Source organism: Mycobacterium terramassiliense (genome assembly GCF_900157385.1).
GTDB classification, from domain to species: domain Bacteria; phylum Actinomycetota; class Actinomycetes; order Mycobacteriales; family Mycobacteriaceae; genus Mycobacterium; species Mycobacterium terramassiliense.
Map to the genome: position 1 here is coordinate 2,084,697 of NZ_LT717701.1, position 20,473 is coordinate 2,105,169.

At 69.7% G+C, this 20,473-nt stretch carries 17 protein-coding genes, 1 tRNA gene and 1 pseudogene; 12 read left to right on the top strand and 7 right to left on the bottom strand.

Annotation, left to right across the window (positions count from 1 at the left end):
• The gene (locus MTAB308_RS24605) at positions 1–2,094 is read right to left on the bottom strand and encodes an alpha-1,4-glucan--maltose-1-phosphate maltosyltransferase (RefSeq protein WP_216823693.1); all 2,094 of its coding nucleotides are present in this window, start codon (positions 2,092–2,094) and stop codon (positions 1–3) included.
• A gap of 281 nt (positions 2,095–2,375) precedes the next feature.
• On the opposite strand from MTAB308_RS24605, the gene glgP reads away from it, so the two are divergent.
• Positions 2,376–4,997 (top strand): alpha-glucan family phosphorylase, encoded by a 2,622-nt coding sequence (glgP, locus tag MTAB308_RS24610; protein ID WP_077102963.1) that lies wholly within the window; start codon positions 2,376–2,378, stop codon positions 4,995–4,997.
• Positions 4,998–5,048: 51 nt separating this feature from the next.
• On the opposite strand, the gene MTAB308_RS24615 is transcribed toward glgP, so the two are convergent.
• Positions 5,049–7,040, bottom strand: coding sequence for an ATP-dependent DNA helicase (locus MTAB308_RS24615; protein ID WP_108637471.1), 1,992 nt, complete (start codon positions 7,038–7,040; stop codon positions 5,049–5,051).
• A 31-nt stretch (positions 7,041–7,071) separates the two neighbouring features.
• The gene (locus MTAB308_RS24620; protein ID WP_425436319.1) at positions 7,072–8,436 is read right to left on the bottom strand and encodes a nicotinate phosphoribosyltransferase; all 1,365 of its coding nucleotides are present in this window, start codon (positions 8,434–8,436) and stop codon (positions 7,072–7,074) included.
• Here MTAB308_RS24620 and clpS point away from each other — a divergent pair.
• The 7 genes and pseudogenes from clpS to rph all read left to right on the top strand — a co-directional run bounded on the left by clpS (position 8,435) and on the right by rph (position 13,568).
• Complete coding sequence (gene clpS, locus MTAB308_RS24625; RefSeq protein ID WP_066914654.1) at positions 8,435–8,740, top strand: ATP-dependent Clp protease adapter ClpS; 306 nt, start codon at positions 8,435–8,437, stop codon at positions 8,738–8,740. The two genes, MTAB308_RS24620 and clpS, sit on opposite strands and share 2 nt — an antisense overlap.
• A 25-nt stretch (positions 8,741–8,765) precedes the next feature.
• Entirely contained in the window at positions 8,766–9,371 is a 606-nt protein-coding gene (aosR, locus tag MTAB308_RS24630) for an oxidative stress transcriptional regulator AosR (protein ID WP_077102969.1), read from the top strand.
• Positions 9,368–10,347, top strand: a pseudogene (locus MTAB308_RS24635) (P1 family peptidase). The gene aosR and the pseudogene MTAB308_RS24635 overlap by 4 nt, the downstream one beginning before the upstream one ends.
• 57 nt (positions 10,348–10,404) lie before the next feature.
• Entirely contained in the window at positions 10,405–11,070 is a 666-nt protein-coding gene (locus MTAB308_RS24640; protein ID WP_077102971.1) for a rhomboid family intramembrane serine protease, read from the top strand.
• Entirely contained in the window at positions 11,067–11,906 is an 840-nt protein-coding gene (gene murI / locus MTAB308_RS24645; RefSeq protein ID WP_077102973.1) for a glutamate racemase, read from the top strand. Before MTAB308_RS24640 ends, murI begins: the two co-directional genes overlap by 4 nt.
• 72 nt (positions 11,907–11,978) lie before the next feature.
• Positions 11,979–12,761 (top strand): cyclic nucleotide-degrading phosphodiesterase, encoded by a 783-nt coding sequence (locus MTAB308_RS24650; RefSeq protein WP_066914649.1) that lies wholly within the window; start codon positions 11,979–11,981, stop codon positions 12,759–12,761.
• A 27-nt stretch (positions 12,762–12,788) separates the two neighbouring features.
• Complete coding sequence (gene rph, locus MTAB308_RS24655) at positions 12,789–13,568, top strand: ribonuclease PH (protein ID WP_077102975.1); 780 nt, start codon at positions 12,789–12,791, stop codon at positions 13,566–13,568.
• Positions 13,569–13,712: 144 nt separating this feature from the next.
• Here the strand turns inward: rph and MTAB308_RS24660 are convergent, their stop codons facing one another.
• Entirely contained in the window at positions 13,713–14,156 is a 444-nt protein-coding gene (locus MTAB308_RS24660; RefSeq protein WP_077102977.1) for a nitroreductase family deazaflavin-dependent oxidoreductase, read from the bottom strand.
• A gap of 158 nt (positions 14,157–14,314) precedes the next feature.
• Here MTAB308_RS24660 and rdgB point away from each other — a divergent pair, with 158 nt between their 5' ends.
• Positions 14,315–14,929: an RdgB/HAM1 family non-canonical purine NTP pyrophosphatase gene (rdgB, locus tag MTAB308_RS24665; protein ID WP_108637403.1), complete on the top strand. Its 615-nt coding sequence runs from the start codon at positions 14,315–14,317 to the stop codon at positions 14,927–14,929.
• Between the two features lie 51 nt (positions 14,930–14,980).
• On the opposite strand, the gene MTAB308_RS24670 is transcribed toward rdgB, so the two are convergent.
• Together MTAB308_RS24670 and MTAB308_RS24675 are read right to left on the bottom strand one after the other, a co-directional pair.
• Entirely contained in the window at positions 14,981–15,331 is a 351-nt protein-coding gene (locus MTAB308_RS24670) for a DUF3817 domain-containing protein (RefSeq protein WP_077102979.1), read from the bottom strand.
• On the bottom strand, positions 15,328–15,708 hold the full coding sequence (locus MTAB308_RS24675) for a hypothetical protein (RefSeq protein ID WP_077102981.1): 381 nt from the start codon (positions 15,706–15,708) through the stop codon (positions 15,328–15,330). Before MTAB308_RS24675 ends, MTAB308_RS24670 begins: the two co-directional genes overlap by 4 nt.
• A gap of 139 nt (positions 15,709–15,847) precedes the next feature.
• Between MTAB308_RS24675 and MTAB308_RS24680 the strand changes: the two genes are divergently transcribed.
• Positions 15,848–15,930, top strand: a tRNA-Leu gene (locus tag MTAB308_RS24680).
• A 42-nt stretch (positions 15,931–15,972) separates the two neighbouring features.
• Here the strand turns inward: MTAB308_RS24680 and MTAB308_RS30375 are convergent.
• Positions 15,973–17,649: a PE family protein gene (locus tag MTAB308_RS30375; protein ID WP_077102983.1), complete on the bottom strand. Its 1,677-nt coding sequence runs from the start codon at positions 17,647–17,649 to the stop codon at positions 15,973–15,975.
• Between the two features lie 430 nt (positions 17,650–18,079).
• On the opposite strand from MTAB308_RS30375, the gene MTAB308_RS24690 reads away from it, so the two are divergent.
• Both MTAB308_RS24690 and MTAB308_RS24695 read left to right on the top strand, forming a co-directional pair.
• On the top strand, positions 18,080–19,207 hold the full coding sequence (locus MTAB308_RS24690; RefSeq protein ID WP_077102985.1) for a ferredoxin reductase: 1,128 nt from the start codon (positions 18,080–18,082) through the stop codon (positions 19,205–19,207).
• A gap of 9 nt (positions 19,208–19,216) precedes the next feature.
• Entirely contained in the window at positions 19,217–20,449 is a 1,233-nt protein-coding gene (locus tag MTAB308_RS24695; protein ID WP_077102987.1) for a fatty acid desaturase family protein, read from the top strand.
• Positions 20,450–20,473 lie beyond the last annotated feature (24 nt).

A 20,473-nucleotide genomic window follows, 5' to 3' on the forward strand; every position in this document is an offset into this window, starting at 1 on the left:
TCACCTCCTACGCAACAGCGTGTTTCGGGATTCGTACGGTATGAGCGGCATGTTGATGATGTGCGCGACCGCCCGCGATGGGTCGAGGCGTATGTAGTTCGACTGCCCCCATTGGAATTCCTGACCCGTGATCTCGTCGCGCACCCAAAACCGCTCATAGGGCTCCATACCCAATGCGGCCATGTCCAACCACAGCGTCGCTTCCTCGGGCCCGAACGCGTTGAGTGTCACCACGACCAGCACGCAGTCGCCGGTGGCCGGGTCGAACTTGCTGTAAGCCAGCAGCGCGTCGTTGTCGACGCCGTGGAAGTGAATCGTGCGCAGCTGCTGCAACGCGGGATGCAGGCGTCGAATCGTGTTGAGTTGCTTGATGAACGGCTCGAGCGACCGGCCCTCGGCGAGCGCGCGCTCAAAGTCGCGAGGCCGCAGCTCGTACTTCTCGGAATCCAGGTACTCCTCGCTGCCCTCGCGCACCGCGCGGTGCTCGAACAGCTCGTAGCCCGAGTAGACCCCCCACGCCGGGCCCATGGTCGCCGCGAGCACCGCGCGGATGGCGAACATGCCGGGACCGTGGTGCTGCAGTACCGCGTGCAGGATGTCGGGGGTGTTGACGAACAGGTTCGGCCGCCGGAAGTCGGCGAGGGCGGCGATGTCGTTGCCGAATTCGATGAGCTCCCACTTGGCCGTGCGCCACGTGAAGTAGCTGTAGGACTGCGTGAAGCCGAGCTTGGCCAGGCCGTACTGGCGGGCCGGCGGGGTGAAGGCCTCGGACAGGAACAGCACATCGGGATCGGCGTCTTTGACCTGGCCGATCAGCCAGGCCCAGAAGTCCGGAGGCTTGGTGTGCGGGTTGTCGACCCGAAAGAACTTGACGCCGTGGTCGATCCAGTGCCGGACCACCCGCAGCACTTCGTCGTAGAGACCCGCGGGATCGTTGTCGAAGTTGATCGGGTAGATGTCCTGATACTTCTTCGGCGGGTTCTCCGCGTACGCGATGGTTCCGTCCGGCAACTCGGTGAACCACTGCCGGTGTTCGCGGGCCCACGGGTGGTCGGGTGCGCACTGCAGCGCCAGGTCCAAAGCCACCTCCATGCCCAGATCGCGTGCCGCGGCGACGAAGTCGTCGAAGTCGTCGATCGTGCCCAGGTCGGGGTGGACCGCGTCGTGGCCGCCCTCGTCGCTGCCGATCGCCCACGGGGATCCCACGTCCCCGGGAGCGGCGGTGGGGGAGTTGTTGCGGCCCTTGCGGTGTACCTTGCCGATCGGGTGGATGGGCGGGAGGTAGACGACGTCGAAGCCCATGTCGGCGATCCGCGGAAGCTGTGCGGCCGCGGTGGCGAAGGTGCCGTGCACGGGCTTGCCCTTCTTGTCCCAGCCGCCGGTCGAGCGCGGGAACATCTCGTACCACGCGCCGAAGCGCGCCAGCGGCCGGTCGACCCACACCCCGAACTGTTCGCCGCGGGTGACCAGGTCCCGCAACGGGAAAGCGGCCAAAAGCTCTTCGATCTCCGGGCTCAGGGCCAGCGCGGTGCGGGTGACCGGGTCCCCGGGGGCCCGCAACGCCGTGGCGGCCGCCAGCAGCGGATCGCGGCGCGCCCGGGGCACACCGGTCGCCGCGCGCTCGAACAGCGCGGCGCCCACCAACAGATCGTTGGACAATTCCTTCTCGCCTTGGCCGGCGTCGAGTTTGGCGACCAGCCCATGGCGCCACGAGTGAATCGGGTCACCCCATCCGTCGACGCGGAAGGTCCACAGCCCGACCCGGTCGGGGGTGAAAACACCGTGGAAGACGTACGGTTCCTGACCTTCGGTCATGGGCAGCAGCAGCGGCTTGATCCGCTGCTCCGCCGCCTTGCCGTCGAGGGCGGGTGCGGGACGTTCGGGGGCCTGCACCGCCTTGATCCGGCGCGATTCGCCGACCTGCGGGTACCGCCGCCCGAGGTAGCGCACGACCAGGGTTGCTGCGACGGCCTCGTGGCCCTCTCGCCAGACCGCGGCGCTCACGGGGACCATCTCACCGACCACGGCCTTGGCCGGGTACGCGCCGCAGGAGACGACGGGCTGGACGTTATCGATCTCGACACGACCGGGCACAAACACTCCGTTCGGCTTCTCCGGTTCCTCCTCGGCCCGCCGCGCGGGCCGCATCGTCACCGCAGGCGTTTCGATCGTCGTGGCGAGACCGCGCAGTGCTTCGTCGCGGAATGCCTCGCCTCTCGGAAACTTCCTGTCGTGGGGGCTTTCTCTGACGGACCGCATCGTTGCGGCCCCAACAACTAACCGATACCCACCCTAGTGCGCCGTCACACACCCCCGAAGCCGAAGGTCAGTCGCTCGCCCTGCGGCCGGCGGAATCCTCAGTAAGGTAATGACGTGTGAAAGCCCTTCGCCGCTTTACCGTCCGTGCTCATTTGCCCGAGCGTCTCGCCGCGCTGGATCAGCTTTCGACCAACCTGCGGTGGTCGTGGGACAAGCCCACGCAAGACCTGTTTGCGGCCATCGACTCGACGCTGTGGGCGCGATGCGGCTCCGACCCGGTGGCGCTGCTCGGTGCGGTGAGCCCGGCGCGGCTCGACGAACTCGCGCTGGACGAGCAATTCGTGGGCCGGCTCGACGAGCTCAGTGCCGACCTGAACGATTACCTGAGCCGTCCGCTCTGGTACCAGCAGCGGCAGCACGCCGGCGCCGCGCTGCCCGCCGCCATCGCGTACTTCTCGATGGAGTTCGGCGTGGCCGAGGTGCTGCCCAATTACTCCGGCGGCTTGGGCATCCTCGCCGGTGACCACCTGAAGTCCGCGTCCGACCTGGGCGTCCCGCTGATCGCCGTGGGCCTGTACTACCGCTCTGGTTACTTTCGGCAGTCGCTCACCGCCGACGGCTGGCAGCACGAGACCTACCCGGCGCTGGACCCGCAAGGGCTGCCGTTGCGGCTGCTCACCGACGCCGCACGCGAACCCGTGCTGGTGGAACTGGCGCTTCCCGACTCCGCGCAGCTGCGGGCGCGGGTCTGGGTCGCGCAGGTGGGACGCGTTCCGCTGCTGCTGCTGGATTCCGACGTCCCCGAAAACGAGCACGAGCTGCGCGGCGTCACCGACCGCCTGTACGGGGGCGACCAGGAACACCGGATGCGTCAGGAAATCCTGGCCGGCATCGGCGGGGTGCGCGCCATCCGTGCGTTCACCGCCATCGAGGGGCTGCCCGCGCCCGAGGTGTGGCACATGAACGAGGGGCATGCGGGATTCCTCGGGGCCGAACGCATCCGCGAGCTGATCACCGATTCCGGCCTGGACTTCGACACCGCGCTGACCGTCGTGCGGTCGGCGACCGTGTTCACCACCCACACCCCGGTGCCCGCCGGCATCGACCGGTTCCCCGTCGAGATGGTGCGGCTGTACTTCGACGACGGCCTCGACGCCGACGGCGCGGGAAGGGCCAAGGGTGCGCCCGCCTTGCTGCCGGGCGTGCCGACCGCGCGGATCATGGCGCTCGGCGCCGAGGACGACCCGACCAAGTTCAACATGGCCCACATGGGCCTGCGCCTGGCCCAACGGGCCAACGGTGTTTCGCTGTTGCACGGCCGGGTCAGCCGGGCCATGTTCAACGAGCTGTGGCCGGGCTTCGATTCGGAGGAGGTGCCGATCGGCTCCATCACCAACGGCGTGCACGCGCGCACCTGGGCGGCGCCGCAATGGTTGCAGCTGGGCCGCGAGCTGGCCGGGTCGGACTCGTTCGGCGATCCCGGGGTGTGGCTGCGGCTGCAGGAGGTCGATGCCGGCCACCTGTGGTGGATCCGCTCACAACTGCGGTCGCTGCTGGTCGACGATGTCCGGCGACGGTTGCGCAGCTCGTGGCAGGAGCGCGGCGCACCGGATGCCGAATTGGCCTGGATAGCAACGGCTTTCGATCCGGACGTGCTCACCATCGGGTTTGCCCGGCGGGTGCCGACCTATAAGAGGCTGACGCTGATGCTGCGCGACCCGCATCGGCTCGAACAGCTGCTCCTCGACGAGGAAAGGCCGATCCAGCTGATCGTCGCCGGCAAATCGCATCCCGCCGACGACGGCGGCAAAGCGCTGATCCAGCAGGTGGTGCGGTTCGCCGACCGCCCGGAGGTGCGGCACCGCATCGCCTTTTTGCCCGACTACGACATGTCGATGGCCCGGCTGCTGTATTGGGGCTGCGACGTCTGGCTGAACAACCCGCTGCGGCCCTTGGAGGCCTGCGGCACGTCGGGGATGAAGAGCGCGCTCAACGGCGGGCTGAACCTGTCCATCCGCGACGGCTGGTGGGACGAGTGGTACGACGGCGAAAACGGTTGGGAGATACCGACTGCCGACGGCGTGGCCGACGAGGCCCGGCGCGACGACCTGGAATCCACCGCGCTGTACAACCTGCTGGAGCAGGCGGTGGCACCGAAGTTCTACGAGCGCGACGAACGCGGGGTCCCGCCGCGGTGGATAGAGATGGTGCGCCACACGCTGCAGACCCTCGGCCCGAAAGTGCTGGCGTCCCGCATGGTTCGCGATTACGTCGAGCAGTACTACACCCCGGCGGCGGCATCGCTGCGCAAGACCACCGCGGCCGAAGACGGCGCCGCAGAATTCGACGCGGCCCGCGAGCTGGCCGCGTATCGCCGGCGCGCCCACGACGCGTGGCCCAAGATCACCATCACCGATGTGGACAGCACCGGCCTGCCGGACACCCCGGTGCTCGGCTCCAAGCTGACCCTGACCGCCACCGTGCAGCTCGACGGGCTGGCGCCCGACGAGGTCACGGTGCAGGCGCTGGTGGGCAGGGTCGACGCCGGCGACGCGCTGCAGGAGCCGGTCACCGTCGAGATGTCCTATACCGGCACCGCCGAGGGTGGCAACCAGGTGTTCTCGACGACCACGCCCCTGCCGCTGGCCGGTGCGGTGGGATACACGGTGCGCGTGCTGCCCAACAACCCCATGCTGGCCGCCAGCAACGAGCTCGGTCTCGTCACGCTGGCCCGTTAGCCCAGTGGCGATCGCAAGCGCGGCGCCGCAGGGCGTGGCGGGTCGCCACCATCAGCCGGCCGAGCTGCGCAGCCGCTGCAGCGCGCCTCGAACCTGGGCGGCGTCGGTGGTCGCCCAGAACGGTGGCAGCGAGGCGCGCAGGTAGCCGCCGTAGCCCGCGGTCACCATTCGCGAATCCAGGACCGCGACCACGCCGCGGTCGGTGACGCGGCGCAGCAGCCGGCCCGATCCCTGCGCCAGCAGCAGCGCGGCATGGTTGGCGGAGACGGCCATGAAGCCGTTGCCACCGCGCGCGGCCACCGCGCGCTGCCGCGCGCCCAGCAGCGGGTCGTCGGGCCGGGGGAACGGGATGCGGTCGATCAGCACTAGCGACAGCGACGGCCCAGGTACGTCGACGCCCTGCCACAGCGACAGGGTGCCGAACAGCGACGTCTCCTCGTCGCCGGCGAACTGCTCGACCAGTGTGGAGGTGCTGTCGTCGCCCTGGCACAGGACCGGCGTCGAGAGCCGCGAGCGCATGGCCTCGGCGGCGGCGCGGGCGGCCCGCATCGACGAGAACAGGCCCAGGGTGCGCCCGCCGGCCGCGGTGATGAGCTCGGCGATCTCGGTCAGCTGCTCGGCCGAGCCGGTGCCTTCGCGGCCCGGCGGCGGCAGATGCGCCGCCACGTAAAGGATTCCGGCCTTGGCGTGTTCGAACGGCGACCCCACGTCCAGCCCGCGCCAGCGAATGTCCCCGTCCTGCCCGCCGGTCAGGCCCCACGCCCCGGCCATCGCGTCGAAGGACCCGCCGATCGCCAGGGTCGCCGAGGTCAACACCGTCGTCGAACGCGAGAACACCGCGCTGCGCAGCAGGGCGGCGACCGACAGCGGTGCCACCCGCAGCACCGGACGCACCGAACCCCGGTTGTCCTCGTGGTCGAGCCAGACCACGTCGCTGCGGTCCGGGATGGCCGGGGCGAACGACGCCAGGATCCGCGATGCGGTGTCGGATACCTCGCTGAGCGCCGCGACGGCCTCGGCGCGCGCCGCCGCCGCCCTCGGGTCGCTTTTGGTGTCGTTCCTGGTGTCGATGGCCGAGCGCGCCGCGGTGGCCGTGTCGCGCAGCGCCGTCAGGTAGGTCTCCATCTCCTCGTCGAGGCGATCGATGCGGCCCGGCGTGCCGTCGTGGACGGCCGCGGCGAAGTTCGCGGTCGTCGCCTCCAGCCGCTGGGTCAGCTCGGGCCCCACCAACCGGGCGATGCGCCGCGCGACGAGGCCGAGCGCGGCCGACGTCAGCTCGGCGGTGGCCACCGACGTCACGCGGTCGACGAGCTCGTGCGCCTCGTCGACCACCAGCAGCGCGTGCTCCGGCAGCACCGCCGAGTCCGCGACGGCATCGATGGCCAGCAGCGCATGATTGGTCACGACGACGTCGGCCCGGCCGGCCTCTGCCCGTGCCCGTTCGGAGAAGCACTCGGAGCCGAACGGACACCGCGCCACGCCCAGGCATTCCCGCGCCGAGACGCTGGCCTGCGACCAGGATCGGTCGGGCACCCCGGGCTTCAGGTCGTCGCGGTCGCCCGAATCGGTCGCCGACGCCCAGGCGGTGAGCCGTTGCACGTCGCGGCCCAGCGCGCTGACCGCCACCGGATCGAAGAGCTCCTCCTGCGGTCGCTCGTCATCCGAGTCGTCGGCGGCGCCGCCGTTATGAATCTTGTTCAGGCACAAGTAGTTTCGCCGCCCCTTCAGCAGCGCGAAGCGCGGCCGCCGCGGCAGCGCCCCGGCGAGCGAATCGGCCAGCCGGGGCAGGTCGCGGTCGACGAGCTGGCGCTGCAGCGCGATGGTGGCCGTCGACACCACGACGGGCCCCTCGTCGCCGACCGCGCGGACGATCGCGGGAACCAGGTACGCCAGCGACTTGCCGGTGCCGGTGCCGGCCTGCACGACGAGGTGCTCTCCGGTCTCGAAGGCCCGCTCGACCGCGGTGGCCATCTCCAGCTGGCCCGGGCGCTCGCTGCCACCGAGCGCGGCCACGGCGATGGCCAGCAGCTCGGGCACGGACATGGTCACGTCGGACGTGGTCACTCCCTTGAGCTCAGGTGGGGATGTGTGTCGTGGGGATCGCCGGCTCGCCGTGCGACAGGTTCAGGCCTTCCCACGGCAGGCTGTGCAGCCCGGAGGCCACCAGCTCGCGCGCCGCCGCCAGGTCCGGGCGTGACACCACCTCGCCGCCGCGGACCAGCGCCGTCGTCAGCGCTCGGCACGGTTCGGCGGTCTGCGGGGGGCGGCCGGCCGGGTACACCACCTCCTCGGTGATGGTTCCCGTCGGGCGCGCCAGCCGCAGCGCCTCCTTGCGCCCGCCCCGAGTTTCCTTGTGGCTGCTCCGCTTTTGCACGGGCATGCCGTCCACTTCGACCAGCTTGTAGACCATGCTGGCGGTCGGCGCGCCGGAGCCGGTCACCAGCGACGTGCCGACGCCGAAGCTGTCCACCGGCTCGGCGCGCAGGGCGGCGATGCTGAACTCGTCGAGGTCACCGGACACCACGATGCGGGTCCGCGTGGCGCCCAGCCCGTCGAGCTGTTCGCGGACCTGGCGGGCGAGCACCGCGAGCTCGCCGGAGTCGATGCGCACGGCGCCGAGTTCGGTGCCGGCGGCGGCCACGGCGTTGGCCACGCCGGTCGTCACGTCGTAGGTGTCCACCAGCAGCGTGGTGGCCGCGCCCAGCGCGTCGACCTGTGCCCGAAACGCCGCCAGCTCGGTGATTTCAGCGGGACCGCCCTCCCGGGTGTGCAGCATCGTGAACGCGTGCGCGGCCGTTCCCTCGGTGGGTATCCCGTAGCGGCGCTGGGCGCCGAGGTTGGAGGTCGCGGCGAAGCCGGCGATATACGCGGCGCGCGCCGCGGCGACCGCCGCGCGCTCGTGGGTGCGGCGCGAACCCATCTCGATCAGCGGGCGGTCCTCGGCGGCGCTGACCATGCGCGCCGCCGCCGAGGCGATCGCGGTGTCGTGATTGAAGATCGATAACGCCAGCGTCTCGAGAACCACGCAGTCGGCGAAGCTGCCGGTCACGGAAAGCACCGGCGAACCCGGGAAGTACAACTCGCCCTCGGCGTAGCCGTCGATATCGCCGCCGAACCGGAAATCGCGGAGGTAGCCCACCGTGTCGGGGTCAAGGAACCGCGCCAGCAAACCGCAGGCGTCGTCGTCGAACCTGAACTGCGGCAACGTTTCCAGCAGCCGGCCCGTTCCGGCGACGACGCCGTAGCGGCGGCCGTCGGGCAGCCGGCGGGCGAACAGTTCGAACGTGGTCCGGCGGTTCGCGGTGCCGTCGTGCAGCGCCGCGGCCAGCATGGTCAACTCGTACCTGTCGGTCAGCAGCCCGGCCAGGACCGGCTCGTTCATTCCGCAACGGTAACGGCTGGCGGCGGCCGGGGTGTGCCTCGGTATCGTAGAGGCCATGGTTGTTGCGTCAGCGCCCACCAAGCCGGGCACTACCGGGCAACGCGAGTCGGCTCCGGTAGACGTCACGGCCAGCCCATGGGTCACCATCGTGTGGGATGACCCGGTCAACCTGATGACCTACGTGACGTATGTCTTCCAGAAGTTGTTCGGCTACAGCGAGCCGCACGCCACCAAGCTGATGCTGCAGGTGCACAACGAGGGGAAGGCGGTCGTCACGGCGGGTAGCCGGGAATCCATGGAAGTTGACGTGTCCAAGCTGCACGCCGCCGGTTTGTGGGCGACGATGCAGCAGGACCGGTGAGGCCCGAGGCCGACCGGGATCCCTTGTGCGCAAATGGAAGCGCGTCACGACCGCCAACGGTCCCCGTTTTCGGTCCGGCTTGGCCTCGCACGAGGCCGCCCTGCTCAAGAACCTCGTCACCGCGATGATCGGCCTGCTCGACGAGCGCGAATCTTCTTCGCCCACAGACGAACTCGAGGAGATTACCGGCATCAAGACGGGGAACGCCGAACCGCCCCGCGACCCGACGCTGCGCCGGCTGCTACCGGATTTTTACAAGCCGGACGACACGGAGGGTAAAACCGACGACGTGGCGTCCGCCGGCGACACCCCCGACAGCCTCAACGCGGCGCTGCGCAGTCTGCACGAGCCGGACATCATCGATGCCAAACGCGTTGCCGCACAAAAGCTTCTGGACACCGTTCCGGACAACGGCGGCCGCTTCGAACTGACCGAGGACGAAGCGAACGCCTGGATCGCGGCCGTCAACGACATCCGGTTGACGTTGGGCGTGATGCTCGAGATCGGGCCGGATGGTCCGGAACGGCTCCCGGCCGACCATCCGCTGGCCGTGCACTTCGACGTTTACCAGTGGCTGACCGTCCTGCAGGAGTACCTGGTCCTCGCGCTGATGGGGAAGCCGGCCGGATGAACTCCATCACCGACGTCGGGGGCATCCGCGTCGGTCACCACCAGCGACTCGACCCCGACGCGTCGTTGGGGGCGGGCTGGGCCTGCGGCGTCACGGTCGTGCTCACCCCACCCGGCACGGTCTGCGGGGTCGATTGCCGCGGCGGCGCGCCGGGCACCCGCGAGACCGATCTGCTGGACCCGGCCAACACCGTGCGCTTCGTCGACGCGGTGTTGCTCGCCGGCGGCAGCGCCTACGGCCTGGCGGCCGCCGACGGCGTGATGCGCTGGCTGGAGGAACGCGAACGCGGCGTGAGCCTGGACGGGGGCGTGGTGCCCATCGTGCCGGGCGCGGTGATCTTCGACCTGCCGGTCGGCGGCTGGAGCTGCCGGCCGACGGCGGAGTTCGGCTACGCGGCGTGCGAAGCCGCGGACGCGGGGCCGGTGGCGCCTCCGTGACTTTGACGACGCCTGCCGCTTCCGGCGTCACCGTCGGCGCCGTGGTCGCGGTGAACTCCGCCGGCGACGTCGCCGACCGCGTGACCGGCCTGCCCTGGATGCCGAGCCTGAGCGACGAGTTCGCGCTGACGCCGCCGCCGGCCGCGCAGGTCGCCGCGTACGCGGAGTTGCCCTCGGCGCTGAACCCGCTGAACACCACCATCGCCGTCGTCGCGACCGACGCCGCGCTGAGCGCGGCCGCGTGCCGGCGCGTGGCGATCGCCGCCCACGACGGCCTGGCGCGCACCATCCGCCCGGCGCACACGCCGCTGGACGGCGACACGGTGTTCGCGCTGGCGACCGGGGCCGTCGAGGTGGCCCCGGCCGTCGGTTCCACACCGCTGCCCGCCGCGTTTTCCCCGGAGACGGCGCTGATCGCCGAGGTGGGGATGGCCGCGGCCGATTGCCTGGCCCGGGCGGTGCTGGTCGGGGTGTTCGCCGCCGAGTCGGTGGCCGGAATCCCGACCTACCGCGACGTGTTGCCCGGGGCGTTCGGCTGACGGAGGCAAGTTCGCCGGTAGCCTGGACGATGCCGGGAACGCGCGAGAAGGGCAGCTATGACCCAGGGACATCCGCGGGCGCCAGCGTCCCAGTCGAAAAAGCGGCCGCACTGGGCGGTCGGCGGCGCCACGATCCTCACTTTCGTGGCGCTGCTGTACCTCATCGAGCTGATCGATCAGCTGACGCACCATTCGCTGGACCGCAACGGCATCAGGCCGTTGGAGGCGGATGGGTTGTGGGGCATCCTCTGGGCGCCCTTCCTGCATGCGAGCTGGACGCACCTGCTGGCCAACACCGTGCCCGCTCTGGTGCTGGGCTTCCTCATGACGTTGGCCGGCATGTCCCGGTTCGTATGGGCCACCGCGATCGTGTGGATCGTCGGCGGCTTCGGCACCTGGCTCATCGGCAACTGGGGCGGCTGCCGCTTTGAGTCCGACCACATCGGGGCCTCCGGCCTGATCTTCGGCTGGCTGACGTTTTTGCTGGTGTTCGGGATATTCGTGCGCAGGTTCTGGGACATCATCACGGGCCTGGTGGTGTTGTTCGCCTACGGCGGCATCCTGGTGAGCGCCGTGCCCGTCCTGGACAAGTGCGGCGGCGTGTCGTGGCAGGGCCACCTGTGCGGCGCGCTGGCGGGCGTCGTTGCCGCCTATCTGCTGTCCGGCCCGGAGCGCAAGGCGCGCGCATCGAAGAAAGCCGGCGCACGGCGCCCCCGCACATGAGCTCGCCGTCCCCTGCCTGCGGGCGGGGACCCCAGGCGCCCGTCGGGGTCTTCGACTCCGGCGTCGGGGGGCTGACCGTCGCGCGGGCGATCATCGACCAGCTGCCCGACGAGGACATGATCTACGTCGGCGATACCGCCAACGGCCCCTACGGTCCGCTGCCCATTTCCGAGGTCCGCGCCCACGCGCTGGCCATCGGTGACGACCTCGTCGAGCGGGGTGTCAAGGCGCTGGTGATCGCCTGCAACACGGCGTCGGCGGCCTGCCTGCGCGACGCCCGCGAGCGCTACGACGTGCCCGTCGTCGAGGTGATCCTGCCGGCGGTGCGCCGCGCGGTCGCCACCACCCGCAACGGCCGCATCGGCGTCATCGGCACCCGCGCGACCATCAACTCGCATGCCTATCAGGACGCGTTCGCCGCCGCCCGCGACACGGAGATCACCGCGGTGGCCTGCCCGCGGTTCGTCGACTTCGTCGAGCGCGGGGTGACCAGCGGCCGTCAGGTGCTCGGGCTGGCCGAGGGCTATCTGGAGCCGCTGCAGCGCGCGCAGGTCGACACGCTGGTGCTGGGGTGCACGCACTATCCGCTGCTGTCGGGGCTGATCCAGCTGGCGATGGGCGAGAACGTGACGCTGGTGTCCAGCGCCGAGGAGACCGCCAAGGAAGTGCTTCGGGTGCTCACCGAACACGAGTTGCTGCGCCCTCATGACGCGCCGCCGGCCACGCGCATCTTCGAGGCGACGGGCGACCCCGAGGCGTTCACCAAACTGGCGGCGCGATTCCTGGGCCCCGCGGTGACGGGTGTTCAGCCGGTGCAGCAAACCCGTGTCGGCTAGCGCGGTGGGGAGATTCTGGTCACATCAAAGCGGCGATGTTTTCTCCATCGTGCGATCGGGCATGGCACAGTAGTGTCCGTGCGAATAACCGTGCTCGGCTGCTCGGGCAGCGTGGTCGGTCCGGATTCGCCGGCATCGGGTTATCTGCTTCGGGCGCCGGATACCCCGCCGCTGGTTCTCGATTTCGGCGGCGGTGTGCTGGGCGCGCTGCAGCGCTACGCCGACCCCGGCTCGGTCCACGTCCTGCTGACACACCTGCACGCCGACCACTGTTTGGACGTGCCGGGCCTGTTCGTGTGGCGCCGCTACCACCCGTCGAAGCCGCTCGGGAAGGCGTTGTTGTACGGCCCCGGCGACACCTGGTCGCGGTTGGGGGCCGCGTCGTCGCCCTATGGCGGCGAGATCGACGATTGCTCGGACATATTCGACGTCCATCACTGGGTGGAGGGTGAGCCGGTCACGTTCGGGGCGCTCACGGTGACGCCCCGGGTGGTGGCGCATCCCACCGAGTCGTATGGCTTGCGCGTCACCGATCCCAGCGGTGCCTCGTTCGTCTACAGCGGTGACACCGGCATCTGCGATCAGCTCGTCGAGCTCGCGCGCGGCGCCGACGTTTTTCTCTGCGAGGCGTCGTGGACGCACGCGCCGGATCGCCCGCCCGCGCTGCACCTGTCGGGCACGGAGGCGGGCAGGGTCGCGGCCCAGGCCGGCGTTCACGAGCTGTTGTTGACCCACATCCCGCCGTGGACTTCGCGAGAGGACGTGATCAGCGAGGCCAAGGCCGAATTCGACGGTCCCGTGCACGCGGTGGTATGCGGTGAGACGTTCGATGTCCGCCGCTCCGAAAGGGTCTGAGCACCCGGCGTTGGCTAGGGTTACTGGGTGTCCAAACGAGAAGACGGCCGCCTCGACGACGAGCTTCGCCCCGTAGTCATCACCCGCGGATTCACCGATCACCCGGCGGGTTCGGTGCTGATCGAATTCGGCCACACCAAGGTCATGTGCACCGCCAGCGTCACCGAGGGTGTGCCGCGCTGGCGCAAGGGTTCCGGCCTGGGGTGGCTGACCGCGGAATACGCCATGCTGCCGTCCGCCACCCATTCCCGCTCCGACCGCGAGTCGGTGAAGGGCCGGCTCAGTGGACGCACCCAGGAGATCAGCCGGCTGATCGGCCGGTCGCTGCGGGCGTGCATCGACCTCAGGGCCTTGGGGGAGAACACGATTGCCGTCGACTGCGACGTGTTGCAGGCCGACGGCGGCACCCGTACCGCGGCGATCACCGGTGCGTACGTTGCGCTGGCCGACGCCGTCACCTATCTGTCCGCGGCGGGCAAACTGTCGGACCCGCGTCCGCTGTCGTGCGCCATCGCGGCGGTCAGCGTCGGCGTCGTCGACGGCAGGATTCGGGTGGACCTGCCCTACGAAGAGGACTCGCGCGCCGAGGTCGACATGAACGTCGTCGCCACCGACACCGGAACCCTGGTGGAGGTTCAGGGGACGGGGGAGGGCGCGACGTTCCCCCGCTCGACGCTGGACAAGTTGCTCGACGTGGCGCTGGCCGCGTGCGACCAATTGTTCGCCGCTCAGCGCGAGGCCCTGGAGCGGCCCTACCCGGGTGTGCTGCCGGAGGGACCCCCGGCGCCGAAGGCGTTCGGCACCTGAGCGCGCCGGCGACGATGCAGAGCGAAGCGATGAGGACGAGCGGCGCTTGTGACAGGCTGCTGGTGGCCAGCCTGACCCTGGCCTAATTGCCCCGCGGTCTGTCACCGCCGACACCGCGGCCGAGAAGAGACCCATTCCAGTCGGTCATGACTCGTCCTCCTGGAGCTCGAATATCGGGATGGTGCGCGTGGTTTTTGACTGGTAGTTCGCGAACGCGAACGCGGGTACGGTCGCGTTGATCTTGGGGATGATCGCCTCACGGTCGGACGAGTCGAGCTCGTGCGCGACGACGTCGAACGAGTCGGTGGCGACTTCAACGCGCGCTCGCGGGTTGGCCCGCAAGTTGTGCACCCACGCCGGGTTGACGTCGGCGCCACCGTAACCGGCGACGATCAGCAGCTTGCCGTCGATACGGAAGGCCACCAGCGGCGTGACGCGCGGGTCGCCGGATTTCGCGCCCTTCGTAGTCAGTAGCAACAGCTCGTTGCCTTCGAATCGCCCGCCCACCTTGCCGGCGTTGGCGCGAAACTCGTCGGTGATGTTGTTATTGAGCGCCTTGAGCGTCTCGGTATCGGGTTTTTGGCTCACCCTGGGGCAAGCTACTTCGTCGCCCTGTCTATTCCTTGCGGAGCGTGCCGTACGCGTGCCGGCACCGCTGAGCGATTCGCGTCGCCGACTTATCGGCTCGCAGTCCGTAAGGTGGCCGGGGTGCATCGGCAACTGCCCAGACGCACGATTAGGAATAGATGATGACCCGCCTGCTGGTGGCCAGCCGCAACCCCAAGAAGCTGGCCGAGCTGCGCCGGGTGCTCGACGGCGCCGGCCTGACGGGGCTGACGTTGGTCTCGCTGAACGACGTCGCGCCGTTCGACGAAGCTCCCGAGACCGGCGCGACGTTCGAGGACAACGCGCTGGCCAAGGCGCGGGACGGGTTCGCCGCAACGGGTCTGGCTTGCGTGGCCGACGACTCGGGTCTGGAGGTGGCGGCGTTGAACGGGATGCCCGGCGTGCTGTCGGCGCGCTGGTCGGGTAACCACGGCGACGACGCCGCCAATACCGCGCTGCTGCTGGCTCAGTTGCGTGACGTACCCGACGAACGGCGCGGCGCGGCGTTCGTGTCGGCCTGCGCGCTGGTGTCGCCGTCGGGCGAGGTCGTCGTTCGCGGCGAGTGGCCGGGCACTATCGCGCGGGAGGCCCGCGGCGACGGCGGGTTCGGCTACGACCCGGTGTTCGTCCCGTGCGGCGAAGACCGCACCGCCGCACAGCTCAGCCCGGCGGAAAAGGATGCCGTGTCGCACCGCGGTCGCGCGCTGGCGCTGTTGGTGCCGGCGCTGCGCGACCTCGCGGCACCACGACTGTGAACCTGGCCGCACAGTCGGCCCCGAGCGTGCGGCCAGCCGCACACTCGATCCTTACAGCCCGAAGCGCGCCTTGACGTCCTTGGTCTGGAAGTGCTCGACGATGATGCCCAGCAGCGGGATCGTGCCCGACAGCAGCACCCCGACGGCCTTGCCGATCGGCCAGCGGACCTTGATCGCGAGGTTGAACGCCGCCAGCACATAGACGAAATACACCCAGCCGTGCACGACCTCGATCCACCGGATCTCGTGGTGGAACACCAGGTGCGAGACGATCTCGTAGCACAGCGCGATGAGCCATAGGCCCGTCGTCCACGCCATGATCCGGTAGCCGAGCAACGCGGTGCGGATCTTCTCGACGGGGAAGGCGGGCGCCGGCGCGCCGGGGGTCTCGGGTGTGGTCATGCGGTGGTCCTGTTCTGCTTCTCGGCATCTTCTTTGGCGAGCTCGGCCAGGTAGGCGTTGTACTCCCGCAGCGCGGCATCCTCGGGTGGCGGCGGGACCGGCTTGGGCCGCTCGGGCAGTAGGCCGGCGGGTATCTCGGTCATCTCGCCGCTCTTGTGCGGTTCCGGTGGCGCCTCCTCGTAACGGACGAACTTGCGGTACGCGTACACGCAGAACCAGGCGAACAGCGGCCACTGCAGCGCGTAGCCCAGGTTCTGGAATGAGCCCGAGACCGACTGGAACCTGGTCCACTGCCACCAGCCCAGCGCCAGGCAGCCGCACGCCGCGACGATCACCAAGGCGATCAGCGCGGGCCTGCGACGGCGGGTAGTCGGCACCCCTTGAAGGTACCGCCCACGATTCGGGCCCGACGAATTCGCGGCCGGGGCGGCTCCACGGAACTTCGAGGCCTTTCGGTTATGGGCCGCGCCGCCGACAAGTCGTCGTCACCGCGAGGCGATAGGATCGCGAAGTCTTGCGGGCGTGGCGAAATGGCATACGCGCCGGCTTTAGGTGCCGGTGCTCGAAAGAGCGTGAGGGTTCGAGTCCCTCCGCCCGCACCGACGCCCTCGCCCGAACGAGGCCGCTGGGATAGCCCGGTGCTACTGGCCCTTGCCGCCGCCGCCGCCCGTGGCGGTGCCATCTGGGGCACTCATGACAACGGCGCTGCCACCCCCGCCACCGCCGCCTGAGCCGAGCAGTTGCTCGCCGGGACCGCCTTGGCCCCCGGTGCCGCCGCCGATCCCGGGGCCGCTGTTGCCGGAGCTGCCGAAGGTGAACCTGGTGCCGCCGGCGCCGCCGGCGCCGCCGGCGATCGTGGTGGCGCCACCCCCGGCGCCGCCGGTGCCGCCGCCGCTCAATTGGCCGCTGCCGCCACCGCCACCACCGCCCCCGGCGGCGTCGACGGCGGAGGCGGCGGTCCCGGTGACGGTGGCGCCTGCGCCGCCGAAGCCGCCGGTGTTGCCAGGAAGGCCGCTTCCGCCGTTGCCGCCGGTGCCGGCAGTGATCGTGGTGGCACCGACGTTGACGGCCCCACCGCCGCCACCGCCGCCGGCGTCGCCGCCGGCAGTCACGAAGTTGGGGCCGCCGCCTTGACCACCGCCGCCGCCGGTGCTGGTGACGTCGAGGGAACTGCTGGGATCGATTATTTCGGCGCCGCCTCCGCTACCTCCGTTGCCGCCGTGGATGCCGGCGCCTCCGGCGCCGCCGCCGCCACCACCGCCACCGGCGATGGCGCCGGCGGTGGTCGTGGTGAGGACGCCCCCACCGCCGGCACCTCCGTTGCCGCCGTTGCCGCCGGTGCCGCCGGTGCCACCCGTGCCGCCGGTGCCGCCGGTGCCGCCGACGGCGCCGGTGAAGCTCGCGGCGCCGCCGTCGCCGCCGTCGCCGCCGTCGCCGCCGGTGCCGTAGACGCTCGCGGTGCCGCCGGTGCCACCGTTGCCGCCGTTGCCGTTGAGGGCGCCGGCGATGCTGGCGGCGCCGCCGTCGCCGCCGTGGCCGCCGTGGCCGCCGCTGATGCCGGCCCCGCCGCTGCCGCCGTCGCCGCCGGTGCCGCCGACGGCGCCGCTCAAGGTGGTGGTGCCGCCATCACCGCCAGTGCCGCCGTCGCCGCCGTTGCCGCTGGCGCCCGTGCTGCCAACGACCGAGCCGGCGCCGCTACCGCCGGCCCCCCCGTTGCCGCCGACACCACCGTTGCCGCCGTTGCCGGTGTCGCCGGTGCCGCCCGTCCCGCCGTGACCGCCGCCGCCGCCTTGGCCGCCGGCCCCGCCGGCGCCCAACAGGCCGCCGGGCCCGCCGGGCCCGCCCACGCCGCCGGCCGCACCCGACCCGCCATTCCCGCCGTTGCCGAAAAGCCAGCCACCCGGTCCGCCGGCCTGCCCCGTCCCCGGCGCCCCATTGGTGCCATCGCCGAACAGCGGCCGGCCCGTCAGGCTCCGCCAGGGCGAGAACGCCCCGATGCCCGCGGCCGCTTGTTCGAGGGTTTGCAATGGGTACACATTGGCCGCCTCGGCGGCCGCATACGCGCCACCCGCGCCGTTCAGCGCGTGCACGAACCGGGTGTGAAACGCCGCCGCCTGGGCGCTGAGCGACTGAAACTGCCGGGCGTGGCTGGAAAACAGCGACGCGACCGCCGCCGACACCTCGTCTTCCGCCGCGGCCACCACTCCTGCCGTCGGGACCGCCGCCGCGGTGTGCGCAGCGGTGACCGCCGAGCCGATCTCCGACAAGTCCATTGCCGCCGAACCGAGGAACTCTGGGGCCACCGCCAGATACGACATCGCTACCTCTCATCAGATCCCCATCCGGGTAAATCGGATGAACGGGACAAGTTACGAGAGAATAAGGTGCCGGGTGGCGGCTGCGATAGGGCTAGGTCCCGACCACCGCCGGCCGACACCGGGCAGTCGTCCTCGCCGTCCGTTCCTGCGTGCGCGCGTCTGTGAGAATTTCGCCTGTCCCGGCGCATCGTCACCGCGGGCACCGTCGCCACACCCGGGCGACGCGGTTGGGTGTACACCACCTCGGCTCGTGTCGAACGACGTCCGATTCCGCCGAGAGCCGTAAACGCACAGGCATCGCGCCTCTAGATGGCCCGGACATCACCGACTCAGAGAACACGTGTTTATCGAGCGCGGTGGTTGGGAAGCCGATGGGGAAGCGTGAGCCGACCGGCCCACAGAAACCTCGATCAGACCGCTGGGATGACTTATGGGTTCTCCGCTTCGTAGCCTCACCCGTTGGAGCACAGCGCCCGCGAAGGGCGTGGAAACCGCCCGATCGTGGGTGAACGTCCCGCGCGGGCTGGCCGCCCGCGCGACCACCCCGCTGCTGCCCGACGACTATCTCAAGCTGCTCAATCCGCTGTGGTCGGCGCGGGAGTTGCGCGGCCGCATCGTCGACGTGCGCCCCGAAACGGCCGACTCGGCGACCGTCACGATCAAGCCCGGCTGGGGCTTCTCGGGCAAATACCAGCCGGGCCAATACGTCGGCATCGGCCTACGCATCGACGGCCGGTGGCACTGGCGCTCCTATTCATTGACCTCGATCCCGCGACGGGACAACAAGAACATCACCATCACCGTCAAGGCCACCCCGGAGGGTTTTCTGTCGACCCACCTGGTCAATGGCGTCAAACCGGGCACCATCGTGCGGTTGGCGTCGCCCAAGGGAGACTTCGCGCTGCCCGACCCGCCGCCGCAGAAGATCCTCTTCATCACCGCCGGCAGCGGCATCACACCGGTGATGGCTATGCTGCGCACCCTCAGGTCGCGCGGCCAGCAGGCGGACATCACGCATATCCACTCGGCGCCCAGCGCGGACGATGTGATCTTCCACGACGAGCTGCGCGAACTGGAGAAGACTCGGCCCGATTACCGACTTCACTTGCAGCTCACCAAAACTCAGGGCCATATCGATTTCGAACACCTCGCCGACATCGTGGCCGACTGGCGGGAGCGCCCGGCCTGGGTGTGCGGCCCGAACTCCCTGCTGGACGCCGCCGAGGAGGCATGGAAAGAGGCGGGCTGCAGCGACCAGCTGCACATGGAGCGCTTCACCATCGCCGCTACCGACAAGGGCGGGGAAGGCGGCACCGTCACCTTCGCCATATCCGATAAGACCATCGAAATCGACGGCGCCACATCGATTATGGAGGCCGGCGAACAGGTGGGGATCCAGATGCCCTTCGGGTGCCGGATGGGAATCTGCCAGACGTGCGTGCTCCCGCTGGAGGAGGGGCATGTGCGCGACGTCAGGTCGGGGACCGAACACGGCGCCGGCGATCGCATCCAGACCTGCATTTCCACGGCATCCGGAAACTGCACCATCAAAATCTAGGGGGGACCCATGGCAATCACCGACATCAAGGCATACGCGCACCTGACCACCGAGGACATCGATCAGCTCGCGCAGGAGCTGGACGCGATCCGCGCCGACATCGAGGAATCGCGCGGCGAGCGCGACGCCCGTTATATTCGCCGGTCCATTCAACTGCAGCGCGCGTTGGCCGTCGGCGGCCGAATCGCGTTGTTCGCCAGCCACAACAAGCTGGCCTGGCTCAGCGGCACCGCCATGCTCGCGAGCGCGAAGATCATCGAGAACATGGAGCTGGGCCACAACATCATCCACGGCCAATGGGACTGGATGAACGACCCGGAGATTCACTCCACGGAGTGGGAGTGGGACACCACCTGCCCGAGCGTGCAGTGGAAGCATTCCCACAACTTCGTCCACCACAAGTACACCAACGTCGTCGGGCTCGACGCCGACGTGGGCTACGGGATCATGCGCGTGACCCGCGACGAACCGTGGGAACCCTGGATGCTGGGCAACCCGATCTACAACATGCTGCTGGGCACGTTCTTCCAGTACGGCGTCGCCCTGCACCACATCGAGTCGGCCAAGCTGCGCAAGAAGGAAAAGAGCTCGGCCGAGGCGGCCAAAGATCTGCGGGTGATCGGCAAGAAGGTGGTCAAGCAGGAAGGCAAGGACTACGTGATCTTCCCCGCGCTGAGCGGGCGGAACTGGAAGCGCACCATCAAGGCCAACATGACGGCCAACCTGATCCGCAACATCTGGGCATACATGGTCATCTTCTGCGGCCACTTCCCCGACGGCGCAGAGAAATTCACCGTCGAGGAGTTCGAGAACGAGACGAAGGGGGAGTGGTACCTGCGGCAGATGCTCGGGTCGGCGAACTTCAACGCCGGGCCGTTCATGGCGTTCATCAGCGGCAATCTGTGCTACCAGATCGAACACCACCTCTTCCCGGACCTGCCGAGCAATCGCTACGCGGAGATCGCCGTGCGGGTGCGTGAGCTGTGCGACAAGTACGACCTGCCGTACACCACGGGATCCCTTGGGCGCCAATACCTACAGACGTTCTGGACGATTCTCAAACTTGCCCTGCCCGACAAACTTCTGCAGGCGACGCCCGACGACGCCCGCGAGACGCGCTCGGAGCTGAAGTTCCGCGTGCGCGACGGTCTGCGCGAGAGCTTCGTCGACCCCGAGACCGGCAAGCGGCGGGGCCTGCGCACCGCGTTGCGGGAGTTGCGGGGATCCGGCCAGGCGGCGTAGGCGGCGGTCCCAGGTTGGCGAAGA

Bases quoted from the DNA above. Each gene is read 5' to 3' on its own strand.
- MTAB308_RS24620 (WP_425436319.1), bottom strand. From the start codon at position 8,436: ATGGCCTCTACGATACCGAGGCACACCCCGGCCGCCGCCAGCCGTTAC.
- MTAB308_RS24640 (WP_077102971.1), top strand. From the start codon at position 10,405: ATGACCCAGGGACATCCGCGGGCGCCAGCGTCCCAGTCGAAAAAGCGG.
- murI (WP_077102973.1), top strand. From the start codon at position 11,067: ATGAGCTCGCCGTCCCCTGCCTGCGGGCGGGGACCCCAGGCGCCCGTC.
- MTAB308_RS24695 (WP_077102987.1), top strand. From the start codon at position 19,217: ATGGCAATCACCGACATCAAGGCATACGCGCACCTGACCACCGAGGAC.
- rdgB (WP_108637403.1), top strand. From the start codon at position 14,315: ATGATGACCCGCCTGCTGGTGGCCAGCCGCAACCCCAAGAAGCTGGCC.
- clpS (WP_066914654.1), top strand. From the start codon at position 8,435: ATGGTTGTTGCGTCAGCGCCCACCAAGCCGGGCACTACCGGGCAACGC.
- MTAB308_RS24615 (WP_108637471.1), bottom strand. From the start codon at position 7,040: ATGTCCGTGCCCGAGCTGCTGGCCATCGCCGTGGCCGCGCTCGGTGGC.
- MTAB308_RS24690 (WP_077102985.1), top strand. From the start codon at position 18,080: ATGGGTTCTCCGCTTCGTAGCCTCACCCGTTGGAGCACAGCGCCCGCG.
- MTAB308_RS30375 (WP_077102983.1), bottom strand. From the start codon at position 17,649: ATGTCGTATCTGGCGGTGGCCCCAGAGTTCCTCGGTTCGGCGGCAATG.
- MTAB308_RS24670 (WP_077102979.1), bottom strand. From the start codon at position 15,331: ATGACCACACCCGAGACCCCCGGCGCGCCGGCGCCCGCCTTCCCCGTC.